18 protein-coding genes and 2 pseudogenes are annotated in these 24,244 nt (G+C 40.3%); all 20 read left to right on the forward strand.

Annotated features, from left to right (window positions below; genetic code table 11):
• The first annotated feature begins 141 nt into the window (after nt 1-141).
• The 20 genes and pseudogenes from RYM16_RS00495 to mce all read left to right on the forward strand — a co-directional run bounded on the left by RYM16_RS00495 (nt 142) and on the right by mce (nt 24,117).
• Nucleotides 142-1,527, forward strand: coding sequence for a nucleobase:cation symporter-2 family protein (locus RYM16_RS00495; RefSeq protein WP_314981710.1), 1,386 nt, complete (start codon nt 142-144; stop codon nt 1,525-1,527).
• 204 nt (nt 1,528-1,731) lie between these two features.
• A complete protein-coding gene (locus tag RYM16_RS00500) occupies nt 1,732-2,919 on the forward strand; it encodes a RuBisCO large subunit C-terminal-like domain-containing protein (protein ID WP_314981711.1) in 1,188 nt (395 codons plus the stop codon).
• 109 nt (nt 2,920-3,028) lie between these two features.
• Nucleotides 3,029-3,835, forward strand: a complete 807-nt coding sequence (locus RYM16_RS00505; RefSeq protein WP_314981713.1) for an MBL fold metallo-hydrolase — start codon at nt 3,029-3,031, stop codon at nt 3,833-3,835.
• Nucleotides 3,836-3,838: 3 nt separating this feature from the next.
• Nucleotides 3,839-4,318 (forward strand): 23S rRNA (pseudouridine(1915)-N(3))-methyltransferase RlmH, encoded by a 480-nt coding sequence (rlmH, locus tag RYM16_RS00510; RefSeq protein ID WP_105081978.1) that lies wholly within the window; start codon nt 3,839-3,841, stop codon nt 4,316-4,318.
• A 177-nt stretch (nt 4,319-4,495) separates the two neighbouring features.
• Nucleotides 4,496-4,951, forward strand: a complete 456-nt coding sequence (locus RYM16_RS00515; protein WP_274204780.1) for a CBS domain-containing protein — start codon at nt 4,496-4,498, stop codon at nt 4,949-4,951.
• Between the two features lie 163 nt (nt 4,952-5,114).
• Nucleotides 5,115-6,419 (forward strand): trigger factor, encoded by a 1,305-nt coding sequence (tig, locus tag RYM16_RS00520; protein ID WP_314981715.1) that lies wholly within the window; start codon nt 5,115-5,117, stop codon nt 6,417-6,419.
• Nucleotides 6,420-6,455: 36 nt separating this feature from the next.
• The gene (clpP, locus tag RYM16_RS00525; RefSeq protein WP_009351033.1) at nt 6,456-7,049 is read left to right on the forward strand and encodes an ATP-dependent Clp endopeptidase proteolytic subunit ClpP; all 594 of its coding nucleotides are present in this window, start codon (nt 6,456-6,458) and stop codon (nt 7,047-7,049) included.
• Between the two features lie 12 nt (nt 7,050-7,061).
• A complete protein-coding gene (gene clpX, locus RYM16_RS00530; RefSeq protein WP_009351310.1) occupies nt 7,062-8,315 on the forward strand; it encodes an ATP-dependent protease ATP-binding subunit ClpX in 1,254 nt (417 codons plus the stop codon).
• 65 nt (nt 8,316-8,380) lie between these two features.
• Nucleotides 8,381-10,690: an endopeptidase La gene (lon, locus tag RYM16_RS00535; RefSeq protein ID WP_105081974.1), complete on the forward strand. Its 2,310-nt coding sequence runs from the start codon at nt 8,381-8,383 to the stop codon at nt 10,688-10,690.
• Nucleotides 10,690-11,388: a ribosome biogenesis GTP-binding protein YihA/YsxC gene (gene yihA / locus RYM16_RS00540; RefSeq protein ID WP_105081973.1), complete on the forward strand. Its 699-nt coding sequence runs from the start codon at nt 10,690-10,692 to the stop codon at nt 11,386-11,388. Before lon ends, yihA begins: the two co-directional genes overlap by 1 nt.
• Nucleotides 11,385-12,356, forward strand: a complete 972-nt coding sequence (locus RYM16_RS00545) for a polyprenyl synthetase family protein (RefSeq protein WP_314981717.1) — start codon at nt 11,385-11,387, stop codon at nt 12,354-12,356. Before yihA ends, RYM16_RS00545 begins: the two co-directional genes overlap by 4 nt.
• Nucleotide 12,357: 1 nt before the next feature.
• A pseudogene (gene tatC / locus RYM16_RS00550) lies at nt 12,358-13,248 on the forward strand (twin-arginine translocase subunit TatC).
• Nucleotides 13,249-13,269: 21 nt separating this feature from the next.
• A pseudogene (locus RYM16_RS00555) lies at nt 13,270-15,929 on the forward strand (valine--tRNA ligase).
• Between the two features lie 12 nt (nt 15,930-15,941).
• Nucleotides 15,942-17,249, forward strand: coding sequence for a folylpolyglutamate synthase/dihydrofolate synthase family protein (locus RYM16_RS00560; RefSeq protein ID WP_314981719.1), 1,308 nt, complete (start codon nt 15,942-15,944; stop codon nt 17,247-17,249).
• Between the two features lie 9 nt (nt 17,250-17,258).
• Entirely contained in the window at nt 17,259-18,497 is a 1,239-nt protein-coding gene (locus RYM16_RS00565; RefSeq protein ID WP_314981721.1) for an O-antigen ligase family protein, read from the forward strand.
• Between the two features lie 523 nt (nt 18,498-19,020).
• Entirely contained in the window at nt 19,021-20,526 is a 1,506-nt protein-coding gene (locus RYM16_RS00570; RefSeq protein WP_314981723.1) for an acetyl-CoA hydrolase/transferase family protein, read from the forward strand.
• Nucleotides 20,527-20,554: 28 nt separating this feature from the next.
• Nucleotides 20,555-22,201, forward strand: a complete 1,647-nt coding sequence (locus RYM16_RS00575; protein ID WP_105098825.1) for a methylmalonyl-CoA mutase — start codon at nt 20,555-20,557, stop codon at nt 22,199-22,201.
• A 28-nt stretch (nt 22,202-22,229) separates the two neighbouring features.
• A complete protein-coding gene (locus RYM16_RS00580; RefSeq protein WP_009351185.1) occupies nt 22,230-22,625 on the forward strand; it encodes a cobalamin B12-binding domain-containing protein in 396 nt (131 codons plus the stop codon).
• A 79-nt stretch (nt 22,626-22,704) separates the two neighbouring features.
• Nucleotides 22,705-23,643 (forward strand): methylmalonyl Co-A mutase-associated GTPase MeaB, encoded by a 939-nt coding sequence (meaB, locus tag RYM16_RS00585; protein WP_288187718.1) that lies wholly within the window; start codon nt 22,705-22,707, stop codon nt 23,641-23,643.
• A gap of 51 nt (nt 23,644-23,694) precedes the next feature.
• A complete protein-coding gene (mce, locus tag RYM16_RS00590) occupies nt 23,695-24,117 on the forward strand; it encodes a methylmalonyl-CoA epimerase (RefSeq protein WP_009351265.1) in 423 nt (140 codons plus the stop codon).
• Nucleotides 24,118-24,244 lie beyond the last annotated feature (127 nt).

The following is a 24,244-nucleotide window of genomic DNA, read 5'->3' on the forward strand; positions in this document are numbered from 1 at the left end:
CTTAATGGGTAGGGGCCTAAGGCCCCTAGCCATCAAGGTTCCCACGTGAAGTCGATGAGATTTCTCTAAACTCTATCATGTACGATAGTATGACTATATAATTTTACTAGTAACTAAAACGTAAGATATGAGGTGATTCTTATGAGTAAAGCTATATCTGGCGTCGACCATGTAGATGGTATGCTGCCAATGACGCAATTGTTTGCTTATGGCTTACAGCACGTACTAGCTATGTACGCAGGTGCAGTAGCGGTACCAATCATCATCGCACAAGCGATGAACTTACCTATTGAAGACTTAATTCGTTTGATTACGGCCGACTTGTTCACATGTGGTGTTGCTACATTGATTCAAACATTAGGCTTTGGTCCTATCGGTGGTCGTATTCCTCTTATTCAAGGTGTAACATTTGCTTCTGTAGGTCCAATGATTATGATTGGTCAGCAGCATGATATTACAACTATCTACGGTGCGATTATCGTAGCCGGTATCTTTACATTCCTTGTGGCTCCATTCTTTAGTCGTTTGATTCGTCTATTCCCACCTGTAGTAACAGGCACTATCATTACTATTATTGGTATCAACCTGATGCCAGTAGCAGTTAAATGGATGGGCGGCGGTGCAGGCAGTCCAAACTTTGGTGATCCGCTTAACATTGCTCTTGGTGTAGCTACATTTATTATTGTTATTATAACCTATCGATTTGGTAAAGGATTTATTGGTAATTTAGCAATCTTAGTAGGTCTTATTCTTGGTACAGCCCTTGCTATGCTTTGTGGTGTTGCTGACTTCTCCGAAGTAGGTCGTTCTCAATGGGTATCCATTGTAACACCGTTCTACTTTGGTCTTCCAACCTTTGACGTTGCTTCTAGCATTTCTATGATCATTGTAATGCTCGTAGTTATGGTTGAAACAACTGGTGACAGTATTGCAGTAGGCGAAATCGTTGATAAACCTATCGGTCAAAAAGAGTTGGCTGCAGTACTTCGTGCTGATGGCTTATCTACTCTTATCGGTGGTATTCTTAACAGCTTCCCTTACACAGCGTTCGCTCAAAACGTTGGTCTTATCGCTGTAACACGCGTTAAGAGCCGCTTTGTTGTAGCAGCATCTGGTGTTATTCTTATTTTATTAGGTCTTTTCCCTAAATTAGCTGCTATCGTAGCTTGTATTCCAAATGCCGTTTTAGGCGGTGCAGGTATCGCAATGTTTGGTATGATCATTGCCAGCGGTATCCGTTCCCTTGGTAAAGTTAGTTTTGATGGTAACTACAACTTGATGTTAGTAGCGATTAGTATTGGTGTATCCATGATTCCTCTAGCTGCGCCTAACTTCTACGCACATTTCCCAGATTGGGCTCAAATTCTTTTGAAATCTGGTATCACAGCTGGTAGTATCATTGCCGTTCTTCTAAACGTTGTATTCAACGGCTTTGGTTACAAAACTGTTAACGAACCTAATCGTGCAACACGTAAATACCGTCACTTCACACGATTCAAAGGCTATCCTAAACATTTCTATCAATAATATATAGTTAGACGAGTTTATTCTCATACGATTACATGTATTGTCTTTCACAATAGAAACCTTGTTTGTATAGGTAAAACATCTATATACATGTTTTCGCTTTTAAAAGGGCTCACTCTAGTTTTAGAGTGAGCCCTTTTTTGTGTGGAATCGTGTACTACTTTGGTATATAATTAAATAATATTATTGCAAAGGAGAAGCATTATGAAAGACGAGCGATTTATAGTTACGTATCGAATAGAAGCAGGTTCATATGAAGAAGCAAAAGCCATTGCTTGGGCTGTTCAAGTAGAACAAACCATAGAGTTCCCTTATGAGTTTATTACTGATTCGTATATTAAAGAAAATATCACTGGTCGGTTAGAGAGTCTTGAGCCTATGGAACAAGGTTCTGCATATGCCAATGTTGGCGTTATGCCAAATGCTGTAATTGATGTATCTCGTTACTATGTGGCTCGTATTTCGTATCTTGTAGATACTACGGCATTAGAAGCGACACAATTTTTAAATGTTGTCTTTGGAAACTCGTCCTTACAACCTCATATTTGGGTGGTAGATGTAGCGTTATGTCCAACCCTTTATGATGTGTTTACTGGGCCTCAGTTTGGTTTACAAGGCATTCGTGACTTAGTGCACACACCGACACGACCTATGATTCAGGCGGTTGTAAAACCTATGGGAACAGCTAATGAAGAGTTAGCTCGTATGTGTGGTGCTTATACACGCGGTGGGGCAGATGTGATTAAGGATGACCATGGCATCTCCAATCAGTCTTTTTCTCAATATAAAGATCGAGTGAAACGATGTGCTGCCATGGTGCAGGAAATGAATGCTATTCATGGTACACATACGTTATATGCAGCCAATGTATCTGGCGATGGTACAGATGTAATTGACCGTGCTTATTTTGCTAAAGAGGCTGGTGCTACGGCTCTCATGGTGGCGTCAGGTCTTGTAGGTTTTGGGTGGCTTCATAAACTGGCTACCGATGAGAAACTAGGGCTACCAATTATTCATCATCCAGCATACTCTGGTGGTTTTGTAAGCCCTGGTACGTCTGGTGTGGCAGATTATCTACAACTAGGCTTATTACCTCGTATCTTTGGAGCCGATATGCCCATCTTTGTTTCCTATGGTGGTCGTTTTACGTTCACAGAGGAGCAATGCAAGAGAATTTCGCATTATATTAAACAACCTATGGTGTTGATGAAAGCCGCTTGCCCAGCACCAGGTGGTGGTGTAACAGATGCTCGTCTCAATGAATTAGTTAAGTTATACGGCTATGATACGATGTTCCTCGTCGGTGGCGATATGTTCCGTCGAGGTCCAGATATCGAAGCTAATATGGCGTACTTTGTAAGGCGTTTGACTGACTTATCTGAAAGCAAGTAATGATAGTTTAGTGGTACATAACTTAATACAATAGTTATATCGAATAACTAAGTCACTGACTTTCACAAAAATATGTAAAAAATTATGATTTAGTATATGGAGTGTTTTGATGAGTGAATCCTCACCGTTGGAGATCCATGTCATTGCTAGTGGTAGCAAGGGCAATTGTACAGTAATAAAAAAAGGAAACTCCGTCATATTGCACGACGTAGGCATTAGTTGTCGACGAATCGTCAATGGGTTAAAAGAATTGCATATCGATATGGCACAGGTAGAGGGTATATTTATCAGTCATGAACATAGTGATCATATAGCTGGGCTACAGCAACTGTTGAAACGTTTTGATATTCCTGTGTATACAAAGCAAGGAACGTGGCGTGAGATTCAAAATAAGTTAATCGTACCAAAGAATCAACTAATTGAACTGACGAAAGGTAGTTTAACATTGGGGAATCTCATTGTAGAACCCTTTGCTGTGAGTCATGATGCGGCAGACCCTATTGGGATCAATGTTTTTGCAGGAAAAGATAAGGTTACAGTCGTTACCGATACAGGTGTGATTTCCGATAGTATCTTGCGCCGCATGGATGATACGACCTTGTTAGTGTTGGAAGCTAATTATGACCCTCACATGCTGCGCTTTGGTCCATATCAACCGTTTTTGAAACAACGGGTCGCTAGTGATGAAGGTCATCTAAGTAATGAGATGGCCGCACAAGCCTTGCTTATGATGAATCGACCTGACTTTATGCAAGTTATTTTGGCCCACCGTTCTGAGAATAATAATAACGCGGTCCTTGTTACCCAAACGATTGGAAAAATGCTTGTTGATGGTGGTGTTCGCATTGGACCTGAAATGAAGTTGCAACATGGACAACCTAATGAAATTGTATCTATGAAATCCGTAAAGAGGTAAAATATGAGATTTTATGTAGTTTGTATTGGCAAGCTAAAAGATGCTTATTTGCGTGATGGCGTTGCGGAGTTTGTAAAACGAATGCGACCATACGGGGGCATTACGATTACAGAACTAAATGAAAGTAAAATTGGAGATAAACCAAGTGATGCGGATCGTAAGCAAGTAGTAGATGATGAGGGGGAACGATTACTAAAAGTAGTTCCTAAAAATGCCTATACGGTTTTACTTGATGTGTACGGTAAAACAATGTCTTCTGAAGATTTAGCTAAGACTGTAGCAAAGCTAGAGGTTGATGGCGTTAGCGATATGGCTTTTATCATTGGCGGAGCTTTTGGTGTTAGTGAAGCATTGCGCCAGTCGGTAAATTTTAAATTATCCTTTAGCCCTATGACCTTTACTCACCAAATGGTGCGATTACTATTGGTGGAACAAATCTATCGAGCGTCAAAAATTAATCGAAATGAACCATATCATTGGTGAGTTTAATAGTTTATTAATTTAATTCTAGTAGTTTAGTGAATAATAGTTACTATAACTTATACACTAGGGATAGACTTATAAATTATTTATATAATCAGTTCACAAAAAAAGGAGTTTTATTATGCTATGTCGAATAGTATAATAAGGCCATATATATTTGGTGAGGAGGAATTCACTATGAAAATTCAAGAAGTAATGAATAAATACCCTGTTACTGTTGGTAAAGATGCACCAATTTCTGATGTAGCTGATTTATTAGTTAAGTACAATTTAACTGCTGTATCCGTAGTGGATGACAATAATAAATTATTAGGTATTATTTCTGAAGGTGATTTACTTTATAAAAAAGTGCGCCCTCATGTACCTCATTACGTAAATGTTTTAGGCGCTAGTATTTATTACAATGGCATTGGCGAATACAATGCAAAGTTCAAAAAATTGTTGGCATCTCATGTTCATGAGTTGATGACTGATGAAGTAATTACGACTACACCAGATAAAGAGGTAGAAGAAATTGTATCTGTTATGTTAGACCAACATTTGAAAAATGTTCCTGTTGTAGATAAAGATTACAATTTAGTCGGCATCTTATCTCGTCGAGACATCATCAAATTGATCGCTAAAGATAACTAATTAGCATAATTATGTAAAACGTATAAAGACCACCCGTTTTGGGGTGGTCTTTTAGTGTAAATTGAGAAGAATTGCATTGACCTTGCATTTATGTTATTATTAGGAGTGCATAATATACTACAGAAATTTGGGCGTATTGCCCTTCGAGGAGGACATATTTTAAATGAAAGCAACTGTAAATCATGTTGATCAACACGTAGTAACGTTAACTATTGAAGTACCTGCAGCTGAAGTAGACAAAGGCATTAAACAAGCTGTAAAACGCATTGCAGGTCAAGTAAACATCCCTGGCTTCCGTAAAGGCCATGCACCTCGCCGTATTTTGGAAATGAACTTTGGCAAAGAAGCTATCATGGAAGAAGCATTCGAAGTATTGGCTAGCCAAAACTACACTGCTGCTCTTCGTGAAAATGATATCGTTCCTGTATCTGATCCAGAAATCGAACGCGAACAATTCGAAGAAGGTAAAGATTTAATCTTTAAAGCTACTGTAACTAAACGCCCTGAAGTTAAACTTGGCGATTACAAAGGCTTAGAAGCTGAAAAACAAGATGCTACAGTAACTGATGAACAAATCGAAGAACAATTGAACAACATCCGTGAACAACAAGCGAAAATGGTTGTTGCTGAAGAAGGCGCTACAATTCAAAAAGACGACTTTGCAGTAATTGACTTCGCTGGCTCCATTGATGGTAAACCATTCGATGGTGGTGAAGGTAAATCCTACCCATTACAAATCGGTTCCGGTAGCTTCATTCCTGGCTTTGAAGATCAATTGATCGGTGCTAAAGCTGGCGATGATGTAACTGTAAAAGTAACATTCCCTGAAGACTACTTCGTAGCAGAACTTGCTGGTAAAGAAGCAGAATTCAAAACTCACATCCATGACATTAAACGTAAAGAATTGCCTGAATTGAACGACGAGTTCGCAAAAGAAGCAAGCTCTTACGAAACTATTGAAGAATTGAAAAAAGATCTTCGCGCTAAAATGGAAGAAGAAGCTTCCCGTCGCGCAATTGATACTTACAATGCTGACTTGATTCAAACAGCTGTTAAAAACGCTACTGTTGAAATCCCAGAAGTAATGATCGAAGATCGTGTAGAACAAATGATTCAAGAATTGGCTATGAATATGGAAGGTCGTGGCTTGAAACTTGATGACTACTTAAAATTCTCCAACAAAACTATCGAAGATTTACGTTCTGAATACAAAGATTCCGCAGCTGAAAACGTACGCGCTGATTTAGTATTAGATGCTATCGCAACTGCTGAAGGTATCGACGTAACTCCTGACGACATGAACCGTGAAATCTTCATTATGGCTCAAAACTTTGGGGCAGATCCTAAAGAAGTTTGGGATATTATTGCAAAAGAAGGTCGTGTAGCTATGTTGGCAGGCTCTGTAGCTCGCAAAAAAGCAGCTCGATTCATTATTGATAATGCAAAAGGCGCTGAAGCAGCTGAATAATAGTTTGCTCAACTAGGTACATGAAAAGGTGAATATATGTATGTACCAATCGTAGTTGAACAAAGTGAACGCGGTGAGCGTTCCTATGATATTTACTCTCGCTTATTAAAGGATCGCATTATCTTCCTCGGTGGTCCTATCGATGATAATGTGGCTAATGCGGTTATTGCGCAAATGCTATTCCTAGAAGCAGAGGATCCTGACAAGGATATCCATTTGTACATTAATAGCCCCGGCGGTGTTGTAACTGCCGGCATGGCTATTTATGATACGATGCAATATATCAAACCAGATGTGTCTACCATTTGTGTAGGCTCTGCGGCGAGCATGGGTGCTGTGCTTTTAACAGCAGGTACTAAAGGCAAACGTTATGCGTTACCTCATGCACGCGTTATGATTCATCAACCATTAGGTGGTGTACAAGGGCAAGCATCTGAAATTGAAATCCATGCCCGTGAGATTCTTCGCATGCGTGAAGAATTAAATGGTATCTTAGCTTCTCGCAGTGGACAAGATATTGAAGTAGTAGCTCGCGATACGGATCGCGATAACTTCATGAGTGCTCAGGATGCCGTTGAATACGGCTTAATCGATGAGGTGCTCACTAGAGAACCTGTAGAAAGCAAGTAATGGAGGCGCCCCTTGGCAAAAGATAAAGACACTATGCGCTGCAGTTTTTGTGGACGCACAAGCGAAGAAGTCCGCAAATTAGTGGCGGGTCCTAACGTGTATATTTGTGATGAATGCGTTGAAGTATGTGAACGTATCATCGCTGATGAGTTGGGTGCTGTTGAAACGGATGACTTCAACTTAAAAGAATTGCCAACGCCGAGAGATATTAAGGCTCATCTTGACGAATATGTTATTGGTCAAGATGATGCTAAAATCTCTTTAGCTGTGGCTGTATATAATCACTACAAACGCTTACAAACAGATAATGTAGTAGATGATGTAGAATTACAAAAGGCTAATGTATTGTTCATTGGTCCTACTGGTAGTGGTAAAACACTATTGGCTCAAACCTTAGCGAAAATGCTAGAAGTGCCATTTGCTATTGCAGATGCTACAAGCTTAACTGAGGCTGGTTATGTAGGGGAAGACGTAGAAAATATCTTACTCAAAATTATCCAAGCTGCAGATTATGATATAGCTCGGGCTGAGCGCGGCATTATCTATATCGATGAAATCGATAAGATTGCTCGTAAGTCTGAGAATCCTTCCATTACACGTGACGTGTCTGGTGAAGGTGTACAACAAGCATTGCTTAAAATCTTAGAAGGTACCGTTGCTTCTGTTCCACCTCAAGGTGGTAGAAAGCATCCAAATCAAGAAATGCTTCAAATCGATACGACAAATATTCTCTTTATTTGTGGTGGTGCATTTGATGGTATGGACCGGGTTATTACTAAGCGTACCGCTAAGAAAACCCTTGGTTTTGGTGCAGACGTGCAACGTAAAGAAGAACGTAATGTATCGGCTATCTTAAAAGATGTTGTACCTGAAGATTTATTGAAGTTTGGTTTGATTCCTGAGTTCATTGGCCGTTTACCTGTGATGGTAACATTAGACCAATTGGACAGAGATGCATTAATCCAAATTTTGACAAAGCCTAAAAATGCATTAACAAAACAATATGAAAAAATTCTATCCCTTGATGGTGTAGAGTTAACTTTCACTGAAGATGCATTAGAAGAAATCGCTGATGAAGCATTACAGCGAAAAACAGGTGCTCGTGGTTTGCGTGCTATCATTGAAAAGGTGATGAAACGCGTTATGTTCGAAGTTCCTTCCATGCCGGAAGTAACTAAGTGCATCGTGAATCGTGAATCCGTGCTGAGCACAGGTGAACCTATACTCAAAAATGAGGCAGACCAAGACATCCAGTTGAAATCGTAATTCGAAGAAACTCATTTCTGTGTAGGAATGAGTTTCTTTTCATAATATAAATACCTGGAGGAAGTATGAATTTACTCGAAATTGGGATCCCTACCGTACCTCTTAGAGGCATGGTTGTATACCCAAATATCGTGATTCACCTCGATATCGGTCGAGACAAATCCATTAAAGCGGTAGAGGCCGCGATGAACGAGGATCGCATTTTAGCAGTTGTGACCCAAAAGGATGATGCTGTTGATGCACCGACCGTTCATGATTTAGCCCAAATGGGTACATTAGTAAAAATCAAGCAAATGTTACGCTTACCAGGTGGTATTGTACGTGTTCTTGTAGAGGGCATTACACGTATTCGCGTAATGAATATTACAAGTATGGATCCGTACTATGTAGGGGACTACGAACGCGTAGCCTCTGAGTTCGAAGACGATGTAGAGCTAGAAGCTTACCGTCGTCTTGTACAGTCTAAATTCGGTGAATGGGCAGAAGAAGCTAAATCTGTTACAGATGAAGGGGTAACGCGCGTTATGGAATTGCGTGATCCATGTGAATTAGCTGATCAAGTTGCATTCTTGTTGCCGATCAATAATTTAAAACGCCAAGAGTTACTAGAGGAATTATCTGTAGCTCGTCGTCTAAATATGATTGTAGGCATCTTAAATATGGAGCTACAAATCTCTGATTTGGAAAATTCCATTAATAACCAAGTGCGACAATCCATGGAAAAAGCGCAAAAAGAATATTTCTTGCGCGAAAAAATTCGAGTTATCCACGATGAATTGGGTGACAAAGGTGATCCAGAGGAAGAAGCAGAAGAATTACGCGTCAAATTGAAAGCGCTTAACTTAAGTGAAGATGTACATACGCGTATTGATAAAGAAATTTCTCGTTATAGCCGCATGCCACAATTGATGCCAGAAGCAACAATTTTGCGCAATTACCTAGATTGGGTATTGGCGTTACCGTGGAATGAATTAACTGAAGACCGCTTAGACATCAAGGAAGCTCATGCGATGCTTGATGCTGACCATTATGGCCTTGAAAAGGTAAAAAAACGCATCCTTGAATTCTTAGCTGTTCGTAAGTTAACTGGTAAAAATAGTGGTTCCATTCTCTGCTTAGTTGGCCCACCAGGGGTTGGTAAAACATCCTTGGCCACATCTATTGCTAAATCGATGAATCGTAAGTTTATCCGTGCATCCTTGGGTGGTGTTCGCGATGAAGCTGAAATCCGCGGTCATCGTCGTACGTATATTGGCGCATTGCCGGGTCGCATGATCCAAGGTCTAAAGAATGTAGGTACTAAGAATCCTGTATTCTTACTGGATGAAATTGATAAACTCGCATCTGATTATAAAGGTGATCCATCCTCTGCATTGTTAGAGGTGTTGGATCCTGAACAAAATAGTACATTTAGCGATCACTTCATCGAAGTACCGTTCGACTTCTCCGAAGTATTCTGGATTACTACGGCTAACGTAGCATCCAATATTCCTGGTCCTTTGTTAGACCGTATGGAAATCATTGAATTGTCCAGTTATATGGAAGAAGAGAAACTAGAAATCGCTAAGCGTTACTTAACTCCTAAGCAAATTAAGAAAAATGGCCTTGAAGACTACAAGGTTAAATTATCTGATGCTGTGTTGAGAAAAGTAATTTCCGAATATACTCGCGAAGCGGGTGTTCGTACCTTAGAAAAAACAATTGCTAAGATTTGCCGTAAAATTGCTTTCAAAGTAGTCGAAGAAGGTGGCGATGCACCAAAAGTAACGACTAAGAATCTTCATGAGTTCTTAGGTGCTCCGATTTTCGTTGATCAAGAACGGGAAAAGAAACCGCAAGTTGGCTATGTAAATGGCTTAGCTTGGACTTCTGTTGGTGGCGTAGTATTACCTTGTGAAGCTACGACTATGAATGGTACCGGTAAATTGGCATTAACTGGCAGCCTCGGCAAGGTTATGCAAGAATCTGGCCAAGCAGCTATGAGTTACATTCGCCACAATGCAAAAGCATTAAAAATTGAAGAAGATTTCTATAAGAAACTAGATATTCACGTTCACTTGCCAGAAGGGGCAACGCCTAAAGATGGTCCTTCTGCAGGTATTACAATGACATTGGCTATGGTATCTATTTTGACAAACCGCAAGGTTCGTTCTGATATTGCCATGACTGGTGAAATTACATTGCGTGGCCGCGTATTGCCAATAGGCGGTTTAAAAGAGAAATTATTAGCAGCCTTGTCTCATGGCATTAAAGAGGTATTGATTCCAAAAGGCAATGAAAAGGATATTGCAGAATTACCTGACATTGTAAAAGAAGGACTCATTATTACGCCAGTTAAGACAATGGATGAAGTATTAGCAAAGGCACTTGTGTAATGCAAAAAAAGAAAAAATCCACTAAACAAATGGGGCCAAAACCACAATATACGCGAAAAGAACCGAAGGGGCCTCGTATTATAGCCGCAAAATATAATACCTCCTGTGTGAAGGCGGATCAATATCCTGAAGGGGATACTGTGGAAATCGCTTTCCTAGGACGCTCTAATGTGGGCAAATCTTCGTTGATTAACTCGTTGTGTAATTATCGTGGGTTAGCCCTCGTTAGTGGCCAGCCAGGTAAGACAAAGACGATAAACTATTTTGACATTGAGTCAAAAGAGGATATTTCTGAAACAGAGGAACGCAGATATAATTGGTTCCTCGTAGACCTTCCTGGGTATGGTTTTGCAAAGACAAATAAAGGAAACCGCAATTTGTGGTCTTCCTTTATTGCCGATTATATTTTACATTCTGAACGATTGATGTTGTTGTGCTTACTTATCGATGGTCGTCATCCAGAGATGCCTATTGATAAGGTGGCCTATGACTGGCTTGTTGAGGCTGGTGTGCCACTACAAATTGTAGTTACTAAAGCTGACAAGCTAACAGCTAAAGAAAAGTCTGCGAACTTGGCTAAAATTAAGGAAATGTATCCAACGGATACACCGCCTATTTTATATAGCTCCTTAAAACATACAGGTCGTGAGCTTTTACAACAACGCATCAATACAGTTCTAGTAGGAGATGAAGCATGAGTCAAACCAATGAGTTAGAGATTATGGAACGCATTGCTCTAGATTTAGAGGGCGTTGAAGAATCTCTTGCATCATCTTTTAATACCGGTGCAGAAGACTTTAATGCACTGATTCGACCATTATCAGCGGCTGGTGGCAAGCGTTTACGCGCTCAATTATGTTTACTGATTGCCAATGCAGGCACATCTGTAGAACGTCAGCGCATTAGAATTGCAGAAGCCGTAGAAATGCTTCATTTAGCAACACTGATTCACGATGATGTATTAGATCAAGCTGAGATTCGTCGCGGTGAAGATACAATTCATATGCACAAAGGCAATAAAGTCGCCATTCTTAGTGGGGATTACTTGTTTGCCAAAGCATTCCAGATCGTATCTGAAATGCCCGATATGAAGTATTTACAAATTTTCTCTCATATCATTACATGTCTCGTTGAAGGCGAGTTCATGCAGATGGAAGACGTATATCGTATCGATCAAGGGATTGAGCGCTATATGACTAAGACTCAAAAGAAAACAGCGGACTTCATGGAAGGTTGCATGGAGCTTGGTGGTCTCTTAGGGGGCTGGAGTGAGTCTGAAATCGTTGAGTTGAAAAAATACGGTCACGCTTTAGGTATGGCATTCCAAATTACAGATGATATCATGGACTATCGTGAAACGACTGAAACTACAGGTAAACCTGTGGGGAATGACCTACGTGAAGGTTTATTGACCTATCCTTTATTAAGTATCGTAAATGATGACAATAAAGATAGATTGCTTGCAGATATTAAAGCCTTGAATAATGGCGGTAATGAGCAAGATATTATCGATTACGTTATCGCTCAAGGCGGTATCGACAATACATTAGCGTTAGCTGATAAATATTGTAAAGATGCTTTTGCTGCTCTTGAAGCTATACGTGATTTTCCAGGGAAGGAATTCCTTGTGATGGCTGTAGAAAATCTAGCTGATAGAAAGGTATAATATGGAGCCGTTCGAACCAAAACAGGATTTCGAATATCCCATAAAAAAACCTTCTTTTGATAGTGTAGTTCGTCAAAAACGGCGTGAAGCAGAGCAAAAAGCAGAGCAAGAACGGTATAAGGTGGCAAATTTACAAGTTCCTGAGGACCCAGAGAATGAACCTCTTTATACTGAAATGGAACAGAAAATGATGGATGAAGCTCGGGAGCTATCCCTTGTAGGACATCTATCTGAATTGAGAAAACGGCTTATTCTGATGGCGGTGGCCATTATTGTGGGGACCTGTATTTCTTACTATTATGTAGATGTATTATTAGAAATACTCCTCAAGCCTGCGGGCAAGCTCTATTATATGAAACCTACTGAAGCTTTCTTTACATATATGAAAGTATCTATAGTAGGGGGGCTCATTATAGCAGCGCCTATTATACTGCATCAGATTTGGCTCTTTGTAAAGCCTGCCCAAACAGAGCGAGAAAAAAAGTTGACCAACTGTAACTAACCGGAAGCGATTGGTTTATTCGGAATTGGCATTGTATTTTCTTATTTTCTTGTATTGCCGGCGGCCGTGAAGTTCTTCATGGGCTTTGCTACCGATGAATTACAACCGCTGTTTTCCATTGGTCAGTATATGGATTTTGTGTTGTCCTTTGTACTGCCTTTTGGATTTATCTTTGAATTGCCGTTGATTTTAATCATCTTGGGATATTTCAACTTAATAACATCACGTTTTTTAAAAACGAAACGAAAGATATTTATTCTTATATCCTTTATCATAGGTGCTGTCATTTCACCAACACCGGATATGTTCTCTCAAACGATGATTGCATTACCTATGATATTGCTATATGAAACGAGCCTATTTGTATTGGCTAAGATTATGAAGCGCTAAGGAGTATTTTTAGGAGGAACGATGAAAACCTACGAAAATTTAACCACTTATAATCCCGGTGAAATAGAAGGGAAATGGTATTCTTATTGGGAAAATCAAGGATACTTTCACGAAGAAGTAGACACTAATAAAGAGCCATTTAGTATCGTCTTGCCGCCTCCTAATGTAACTGGTATGCTTCACATGGGCCATGCGCTAGATAATACGTTGCAAGATATCCTCATCCGTTTTAAACGCATGCAAGGTTACAATGTATTGTGGATGCCTGGTACTGACCACGCTGGTATTGCTACTCAAATCAAAGTAGAAGAGAAATGCTCGCTAAAGAAGAGGGCAAATCTCGCTATGATTTAGGTCGTGAGAAGTTCGTAGAACGCGTATGGGAATGGAAAAAAGAATACGGTGATACTATCGTTAAACAAATCCGTAGCCTTGGCGCATCTTGTGACTGGACTCGCGAACGCTTTACATTGGATGATGGTTACTATCATGCAGTGCGTGAAGTATTCGTAAAGCTTTATGAAAAAGGTTTGATCTATCGCGGTGAGCGCATTATCAACTGGTGCCCTCGTTGCGCCACAGCTTTATCTGATGTAGAAGTTGAACATGAAGATGAACACGGCCATTTATGGCATATTAAATATCCTGTAAAAGGTGAAGATAATCGCTTCGTGGTAGTAGCTACCACACGTCCAGAAACCATGTTTGGTGATGTGGCTGTAGCGGTAAACCCTGAAGATGATCGTTATAAAGACCTTATCGGTAAAACTTTGGTATTACCATTCGTTAACCGTGAGATTCCTGTAATTGCCGATGACTATGTAGATGCAAGCTTCGGTACAGGTTGTGTAAAAATTACGCCTGCTCATGACCCTAATGACTTTGAAATGGGCCAACGCCACGATTTAGAATCTATCGTTGTTATGAACAATGATGCGACAATGAATGAAGGGGCAGGTAAGTTTAATGGCTTGCCTCGTGAACAAGCGCGTAAACAAGTAGTAGCTGAACTTCAAGAGTTAGGCTTGCTTGAAAAAATTGATGACCATGACCATGCGGTAGGTCATTGCTCCCGTTGTAATACAATTATCGAACCAATGGTATCTAAACAATGGTTCGTAGATATGAAACCGTTGGCAGAGCCAGCTCTTAAAGTTGTTAAAGACCATGAAGTAGAGTTTGTGCCTGAACGCTTCACTAAAACATATGTAAACTGGCTTGAAAATATCCGCGACTGGACGATTTCTCGTCAATTATGGTGGGGCCATCGCATTCCTGCATGGTACTGTGATGACTGCGGTGAAACTATCGTAAGTCGTGAAGACATTACGGAATGTCCTCATTGTCACGGTCATGTAACACAAGATCCGGACGTTCTTGATACATGGTTCAGCTCTGGCTTGTGGCCATTTGCTACGATGGGCTGGCCTGACCAAACTCCAGAGCTTAAACAATGGTACCCAACAAGTGTTCTCGTAACTGGTTACGATATTATCTTCTTCTGGGTAGCGCGTATGATCTTCATGGCTCTTGAATTCGAAGATGAAATTCCGTTCAAACACGTATTCATCCACGGTCTTGTTCGCGATAGCCAAGGTCGTAAGATGAGTAAATCCTTAGGAAATGGTATTAATCCACTCGATGTTATTGACCAATTTGGTGCCGATGCATTGCGTTTCACTCTTGTAACAGGCAATACACCTGGTAATGACATGCGTTTCTACATGGAGCGTGTGGAAGCGAACCGTAACTTTGCTAACAAGATTTGGAATGCTTCTAAATTCGTATTGATGAATCTTACGAATTATGATGAAAGCTTCGTTCCAACTGCAGATGATTTAACATTAGCTGATCAATGGATTATTCAAAAATACAATGAAACAGTACAAAGCGTAACATCTAACCTCGATAAATTTGAATTAGGTGAAGCGGCAAGTTCTGTATATGACTTCATTTGGAATACGTACTGTGACTGGTATATTGAATTGGCGAAACCTCGTTTGTATAGTGAAAGCAATGAACGCGATCGTCGTACAGTTCAATACTTGCTCGTAACCATCTTGCGTCACATGCTTGAATTGTTACATCCGTTCATGCCGTTCGTAACAGAACATATTTGGCAACACTTGCCTCATGAAGGGGATAGCATCGTAGTTACTAAATGGCCAGAAGCATTGAGCTTCGACAATCTTGACGGCGCAGCTCGTCAAATGGAAGTGATGATGGATGCTATTAAAGGCATTCGTAACATGCGTGCTGAAATGAACGTGCCGTTAGGTAAAAAAGCTGAGGTTATCGTGGCGCCTACAGATGCTGCATTAGCTCAAACTGTAGCAGACCATAGCGATTACTTCGTAACATTGGCTTGGGCTGAGAAGGTAACGATCCTCGATGCCAACGACGCTAAACCAGAAAATGCGACCGTAACAGTTGTAAATGGTATGGAAGTATATCTCTTGCTTAAAGACTTAATCGACGGTGAGAAAGAAAAAGAGCGTATTGCAAAGGAAAAAATTCAAATGGAAAAAGAAATTTCCCGTTTGGAAGGTAAATTGTCCAACCAAGGATTCCTTGCAAAAGCTCCTGAAGCTGTAGTAGCGAAAGAAAAAGAAAAGTTAGAAGAATATAAACAAAAACAACAAGCGTTATTGGAACGTGAAGCGTTCCTTGAAACCTTATAATAGGAGGTTTATATGACATATCAAGAGGCCTTAGCCTATTTAGAACAGGCATCCTCATTCGGTATTAAGCCTGGCCTTGAACGAATTACAGGTCTTATGGAAGCCCTTGGGAATCCGCAAGAGGACTATAAAATTGTTCATGTGACGGGTACGAATGGTAAGGGCTCGGTTACCTCATATATTTCCTACGCACTGTTTACAAGTGGATTACGGGTGGGGCGATTTACATCGCCTCACCTTCAATCCTATACGGAGCGAATTCAAATTAATGATGGAAATATTACAGAGGAAGCCTTCGGTGAATTAATCAATCGTGTAAAAGCAGCAGTAGATACTATCATCAGTAATGGAGTAGAGGCACCGACGCAATTTGAAATGTTGACGGCAGCCGCATTATTGTTCTTTAAAGAACAAGGCGTAGATTATGCAGTAGTAGAAGTTGGTTTAGGTGGATTGCTAGACTCTACTAATATCGTTACTCCTAACGTATCTGTTATTACTAATGTATCTATGGATCATCAAGCGTACTGTGGTGATACTGTTGAGGAAATTGCACGTCATAAGGCGGGTATCATTAAATCTAAAGTACCTATCGTAACAGCTGCACAAGGTACGCCTCTCAGTATTATTGAGGACGTAGCCAAAGAAAAGAATGCTAAGCTGTATGCTTTCAATAAAGATTTTGGCATCGATAGTCGAAGTGCTGTAACGGGTGGTCAAATGATTACGGTCAGTACTAATGATGCAGCGCCTGCTATGCTCTTTACGACGATGGCAGGTATTCACCAATCTGTAAACCTCGCTTGTGCGTTAATGGCTGTGCGCCTATTGATGCAAGACGATAAGAGTATTAGTGAAGAAACAATGCGCGAAGGTTTTGCGCGTACTACGTGGGCTGGTCGTTTCGAAGTTAAACGCGGTCTAGATCGCACCTTTATCTTTGATGGTGCCCATAATGCGGCAGGGGCTGAATCTTTCGGTATGACTTATGATGAATTGTATAAAGATACTCCAAAAACAATTGTTATGGCCATTCTTAAAGATAAGAACCAAGAGGCTATCATTCGTGAGGTTGTTAAAGCAGGGGATACAGTTTTAGTTGTACCGGCTCCAACAGATAGAACGGAAGTACCTGAAGCTTTAGTTGAGGTCATTCGACGCACTGTACCAAAGGCGACGGCTCAAACTGCTGACTCTGTTGAGGAGGCTTTAGCATTGGCCTATAAGCATACTAAGACTGGTGATATTATTGCCGTATGCGGTTCGTTATATATTCTAGGGGATGCTCGTCAGTGGTTTAACCATGAGATGAGTCACTAAGGTGAGATTATGGAACTCTCACTTATTCCTAATCAGAAGCGACTGACCTTTTATATTGAACGGCTAATTTACGGTGTTGTAGTGGCTATGCCGTTGCAACCGATGGTAGGGGATGTACTCCTTTGGTTGGCTATAGGACTGGCGCTATATGATTTAATATCTAGTAAGTCTTTGAGCTTACCTACCGGATATCTATCTTGGTCCGTGATGATCTTTGTTATCTGGACTGGTTTATCATCGCTCATGTCACCAAACTGGGACTGGTCTATTCAGAGTTGGTTCTATCAAATTTTAGCAGGTGGTGGGATGTACTACTTAGTGCGTACCTATATTCAAACGCCTAAACAATGGAACTATTTTCTACGTGCTTTTTTAGGCACCGCAGTTCTTGTCTGTGTTATAGGGGCCTATCAGTATCTATTTGTTCCTAATATACATATAAAAGAATGGGTAGATGCTGCACAGTTTCCGAAATTGATGCGCCGCATGGCATCAACATTACAAAATCCTAACTTGTTAGGGGCTTATTTGTTGATGGTGTTAAGCGTATGCATTAGTTATATTCTCGTTTATATGAAAGAAAATCGCACCCGTGACGTGGTGACGATGCTTATCATAGGTATCGTTTTATTCTTAACGATGCTCTTAACCTATTCTCGTGGTATTTGGATTAGCTTTGCCGCTATGATTCTCTATTGGGCTATCTTTGTAGAACGGCGTCTATTCCTATCCTTGCTAGCAGTACCAATTATTCTGTACTTCTATGAAGGTGAGATTGCGTCACGACTTTGGTCTATATTCCAAGGTCACGATACGTCAGCAGATCTTCGGTGGGCATTGTGGGATAGCACGACATATATCATACGAGAAAATCCTATCTTTGGTATTGGCTGGAATACATTCTACTTAGTCTACCCTGAGTATAACTATTATATTCAAGGGCCTAATATATTAATGTATCATGCCCACAATTTATATTTGAATATTTTAGCCGAAATAGGTATCCCTGGGTTGTTATCATTCCTCGCAGTTATCGTAGGTCATGTTATTACATCTATACGATTAAAAGGGGATCTATTCAGACAAGCAGCGCAAATAGGTGTAGGTGCCTTAGCTGTAGCTGTTCTCGTTAGTGGTTTATCTGACTTTGAGCTCTATAGCCATCAAGTGACAATTGTATTTTGGCAATTGCTAGGCTGGGTGGGGGCCTTTGTGAAAGTACAACTTTCAACGAGTGACCATATATAATAGTTATATTGTGTATAATTAGTATATTTTATGGTAGCTATATAATTTCATAATATGGTATAATTAATACATACCTTGGTAGGGTAAAGTATAAGTATTATTAACCGGTTTTCTAATGTTAGACATAATTGAACATTATCGTTAGCATTTGAAAGCCGGTTTTTTGCATATCATTGTATTTTTATAGGGAGGTGTGTGGTTCATTTCTTGTGTTTAAGATGTTGTTTTTATATTGAAAAGGTTCTATATGTTGTATAGAGATAGTTCGATTTAACCGAAAAACATCAATATATACTACTAAATCGATAATTCCTGTGAGTTATAACGATGTGAATAAAACTTATGTGAAAATATGAAAATCTATGCGTTTTAGTCATAATGCACTAGTGAAGTGTATAAAAAAATACATTTTAGTCATATAAGTTGACAATACATTGGTTCTGGACTACGATGAAGTCGGTTTAAGGAACGACCAAGAGATCAAACTGTCGTTTATACAATGTTACTCTTAAAGGAGATGGTAATGGTGATAGACATCAAAGACCGCGTAAAAAGTGCGGCCCTCCAAGGTAAAATTGTCACTGCTTCTGAAGCAGCTCTTTTGATTAACCCTAACGATAAAGTTGGTATTTCCGGCTTTACTCCATCTGGTTATGCAAAAGCTGTGCCATTGGCATTGGCAGAAAGAATGGAAAAAGAACCATTCAAAATCGATTTGTGGACAGGTGCTTCCGTAGGTGATGAAGCTGACGGTGCGTTAACTCGCGTTAACGGTATTAATCGTCGTTTCCCATATCAAACTAACAATGACACTCGTAAAGCTTTAAATGGCGGTAAAATTAATTATATCGACATGCATTTAAGCTTGATGGCACAAAACGTTCGTTATGGCTTCTTTGGCGATTTAGATGTAGCAATTATCGAAGCTGTACAAATTAACGAAGATGGTTCCATTGTTCCTACAACATCTGTTGGTAACTCTCCAACATTTGTGAACAAGGCAAAAAAAGTTATCGTAGAAGTTAACGTATCCCAACCATTATCTTTGGTAGGCATGCATGATATTTACGAACCACTCGATCCACCATTCCGTAAACCAATTCCATTGGAAACTGCTGGTGATCGCATTGGTACTGACGCAATTCCTTGCGATCCTGCAAAAATCGTGGCTATCGTTCCTTGCGACATCCCTGATACAACTAGACCTCTAGCTCCTATCGATGATGATGCAAAAGCAATGAGCCAACACTTAATTGAATTCTTCCAAGAAGAAATCAAAGGTGGTCGCTTGCCAGAAAACTTGCTTCCATTGCAATCTGGTGTAGGTTCCGTAGCAAACGCTGTAATCAGTGGTCTTGCTAAAGGTCCATTCACTAACTTGTCTATCTTCACAGAAGTTATTCAAGATGGTATGTTTGACCTTATCGATGCAGATAAAGTAACTGTATGTTCCGGTACTGCATTGAGTCCTTCTCCAGACGGGTTGAAACGTTTCTATGACAATATCGATGAATACCGTAAAAAAATTATTCTTCGCCCTCAAGAAATTTCCAACAACCCTGGTATCGCAAGACGCCTTGGCGTTATTGCCATGAATACTGCAATTGAATTTGATATTTTTGGCAATGTAAACTCTACTCATATTATGGGTAGCAAAATGATGAACGGTGTTGGCGGCTCCGGCGACTTCGCTCGTAGCGCATACCTCACAATCTTCTGTACTAACTCCGTTGCTAAAAACGGTGATATCAGTTCCATCGTTCCTTATGTATCTCACGTAGATCATACAGAACATGACACTATGATTTTCTGTACAGAACAAGGTGTGGCTGACTGCCGTGGTTTGAGCCCAGTGGAAAGAGCTCGTTTGATCATTGAAAAATGTGCTCACCCAGACTACAAACCAATGTTAACTGAATACCTAGAAAAAGCATTAGAAGCAACAAAGAATGCCCATACACCTATGTTGCTTGACGAAGCTCTTTCTTGGCATAAACGCTTCACAGAAACTGGAAGCATGAAAAAATAACCTGTTTTTTTAGGAGGATGATGAAAACATGGCTTACGAAAACTTAAAAGCCCAAATTGCTGAGTATAACAAACTTTGTGACGAAAGAAGTGCAAAAACTCCAGAACGTCAAAACTTGAAATACAACCGTGTGTATACACCAGTTGATATCGAAGGTTTCGACTATGAACGCGATTTGGGGATGCCTGGCGAATTCCCTTATACTCGTGGTGTACAACCTACTATGTACCGTGGCCGTTTCTGGACAATGCGTATGTACGCAGGTTTCGCAACTGCTGAAGAATCCAACAAACGTTACCGTTACCTAATCGAGTCCGGTGCAACTGGTCTTTCCTGTGCATTCGACTTGCCTACACAAATCGGTTATGACTCTGATGACGTTATGGCTGAAGGCGAAGTTGGTAAAGTAGGTGTTGCGATCGACTCCTTGAAAGATATGGAAATCTTGTTCGACGGCATCGACCTTGGCAAAGTATCCACATCCATGACAATCAACGCTCCAGCGTCCGTTTTGTTGGCAATGTATATCGCAGTAGCTGAAAAACAAGGTGTACCTTCCACTGAATTGATGGGTACAATTCAAAATGATATTTTGAAAGAGTATGCAGCTCGCGGTACTTACATTTTCCCTCCAAAACCTTCCATGCGTTTGATCACTAATATCTTCGAATATTGTTCTCAATACGTTCCAAAATGGAATACAATTTCTATCTCCGGTTACCACATCCGTGAAGCAGGTTCCACAGCAGCGCAAGAAATCGCATTCACAATTGCAGATGGTATCGCGTACGTAGAAGCAGCTTTGAAAGCTGGTCTTGACGTTGACTCCTTCGCTGGTCGTCTTTCCTTCTTCTGGAATGCTCATAACAACGTACTTGAAGAAGTTGCTAAATTCCGCGCATCCCGTCGCTTATGGGCAACTATCATGAAAGAACGTTTTGGTGCTAAAAAACCAAAATCCATGATGCTTCGTGTACATACTCAAACAGCTGGTTCCATGTTGACTGCACAACAAGTTGACAACAACATCGTTCGTGTTGCTCTTCAAACTGCAGCTGCTGTAATGGGCGGTACTCAATCCTTACATACAAACTCTCGTGACGAAGCTTTGGCTCTTCCTACAGAAGCATCTGTACAAGTAGCTCTTCGTACTCAACAAATCGTGGCTTACGAATCTGGTTTGGCTGACGTAGTTGACCCATTGGGCGGTTCCTACTATGTAGAAGCTATGACTAACGCTATCTATGACGAAGCTATGGAATACATCAAGAAAATTGATGAAATGGGCGGCGCTGTAGTAGCAATCGAAAAAGGCTACATCCAAAAAGAAATTCAAGAATCCGCTTACAAATGGCAAATGGAAGTTGAATCTGGCTTACGCACAATCGTTGGCGTAAACAAATTCCAAGTTGAAGAAGAAGCTCCAAAAGACTTGCTTCGCGTAGACGCTTCCGTAGGTGTTAACCAATCCAAGAAAACTCAAGCAGTTCGCGCTAACCGCGATCAAGCAGCAGTTGATGCAGCATTGGCAGCTCTTAAAGTTGGCGCAGCTGACGAAAACGTTAACTTGATGCCATTAATTCTTGAAGCAGTTAAAACATATGCTACTTTGGGTGAAATTTGTAATGTATTGCGCGAAGTATTCGGTGAATACGAAGCTCATTCCACATTATAATATCGGCTAATTTCGGAGGTAATAAATCATGGCAGAAAAACGTATTAGAGTAATCGTAGCAAAACCAGGTCTTGATGGTCATGACCGTGGTGCAAAAGTAGTAGCACGCGCTCTTCGCGATGCTGGTTTCGAAGTAATCTACACAGGTCTTCGTCAAACTCCAGAACAAATCGTTGAAGCAGCTCTTTCTGAAGACGTTAATGTAGTTGCATTATCCCTTCTTTCCGGTGCTCACAACACATTGTTCCCTAAAATTGTTGAACTTTTGAAAGAAAAAGGTATGGGTGATGTACTTGTAATCGGCGGTGGCGTTATTCCTGACGCTGATATCCCTGGCTTGAAAGAAGCTGGCGTAGCTGCTGTATTCACACCTGGTACACCAACTGGCGATATCGTTAACTTCATCAACGAAAACGTTAAATAATTAATGCATGGGTGAGAGGGACTCATTTAGAATAGATGAATCCCTCTATTCCCATATTCAAAGATAGGTGGTGAAGCGAATGGATTTAGTTAAAGGCCTTTTTGAAGGTTCTCGACTAGCCTTAGCACGGTCCATCACAGCTGTAGAAAACGAGTATGAAAATGCCATTGATATTATGAAGGCTATTTACCCTAAAACAGGGAATGCACGTATTCTCGGTATTACAGGGGCCCCTGGTGCTGGTAAAAGTACATTGACAGATAAAGTTGTTAAACATTATCTAGATCAAGGTAAAAAAATCGGCATCGTTGCCATCGACCCAACTAGCCCATTCTCTGGTGGTGCTATCTTGGGGGACCGTATTCGAATGAACGACTTAACATTAAACGAAAATGTTTTCATTCGAAGCATGGGCACGCGTGGTAGTCTTGGTGGTTTATCCAAAAAGACTGCAGACGTTGTAAAACTTATGGATGCCTTTGGCATGGATTTAGTTATCATTGAAACTGTAGGGGTAGGTCAATCTGAAGTAGATATCGTAAAAAATGCAGATACTACACTAGTTGTACTTGTTCCTGGTCTCGGTGATGATATCCAAGCTATCAAAGCGGGTATTCTTGAAATCGGCGATGTATTTGCTATCAATAAAGCTGACCGAGATGGTTGCGATCGTTTGAATGTAGAAATTGAAATGATGCTTGACCTTGACTCTCGTGAAGTGAAATGGCGCCCACCAATTAAGCGCACAATTGCTAGTAAAGACCAAGGCGTAGATGAACTCATCGACGCTTTAGATGAACATTTTGAGTATCTTGAAGATTCTGGTGAATTGGAATCTCGTCGGGCAGAACGTACTCGTGATGAAATCATCGCAATGATTAATGAACAAATTGGTCGTTATGTAGCTGAAAAAATCATTACTAGCGACGAATTCAATAGCCAAGTGGCAGCTGTTAATGAACGCGAAAGCGATCCATACACAGTTGTTAACGGCGTAATGACAAGCGTGCTAAAGTAGACGGCGACTACATAGCATTAGAGATTTAGCCTTGAAAAGGAGATAATCGAAATGGCTTTTAAAGTATTACAAGTGGATCACATCGGTATTGGTGTTAATGATTTAGCAGCAACTAAAGAATTCTACAAAAATGCATTGGGTATTGAACATCTTCCTGAAGATGAAATCGTAGAAGAACAAAAAGTAAAAGTATCCTTCTTCCCATGTGGCGATGCTGAACTTGAATTCTTAGAAACTACAACTCCAGATGGTCCTATCGGTAAATTCATCGAGAAAAACGGCGGTCGTGATGGTATCCAACACGTTGCATTGCGCGTTGATAATATTGAAAATGCTATTGCTGATTTGATGGCTAAAGGCGTTCGTATGATTGACGAAAAACCTCGTTATGGTGCAGGCGGTTCCGCAATTGCTTTCTTACATCCAAAAGCAACTGGCGGCGTATTGCTTGAATTATGTCAACGTATGAAATAATACAGTGTCCAATTCACATCATTATGTATGAGTTATAGAGATACATATACATATAAATTCAAGTTATATGTTAAATATGTATTATGCTTGAACTTTAATTATTAATGAAATAAAATGATACTGTAAC

Source organism: uncultured Veillonella sp. (assembly GCF_963524655.1).
In the GTDB taxonomy this organism is placed as follows: domain Bacteria; phylum Bacillota; class Negativicutes; order Veillonellales; family Veillonellaceae; genus Veillonella.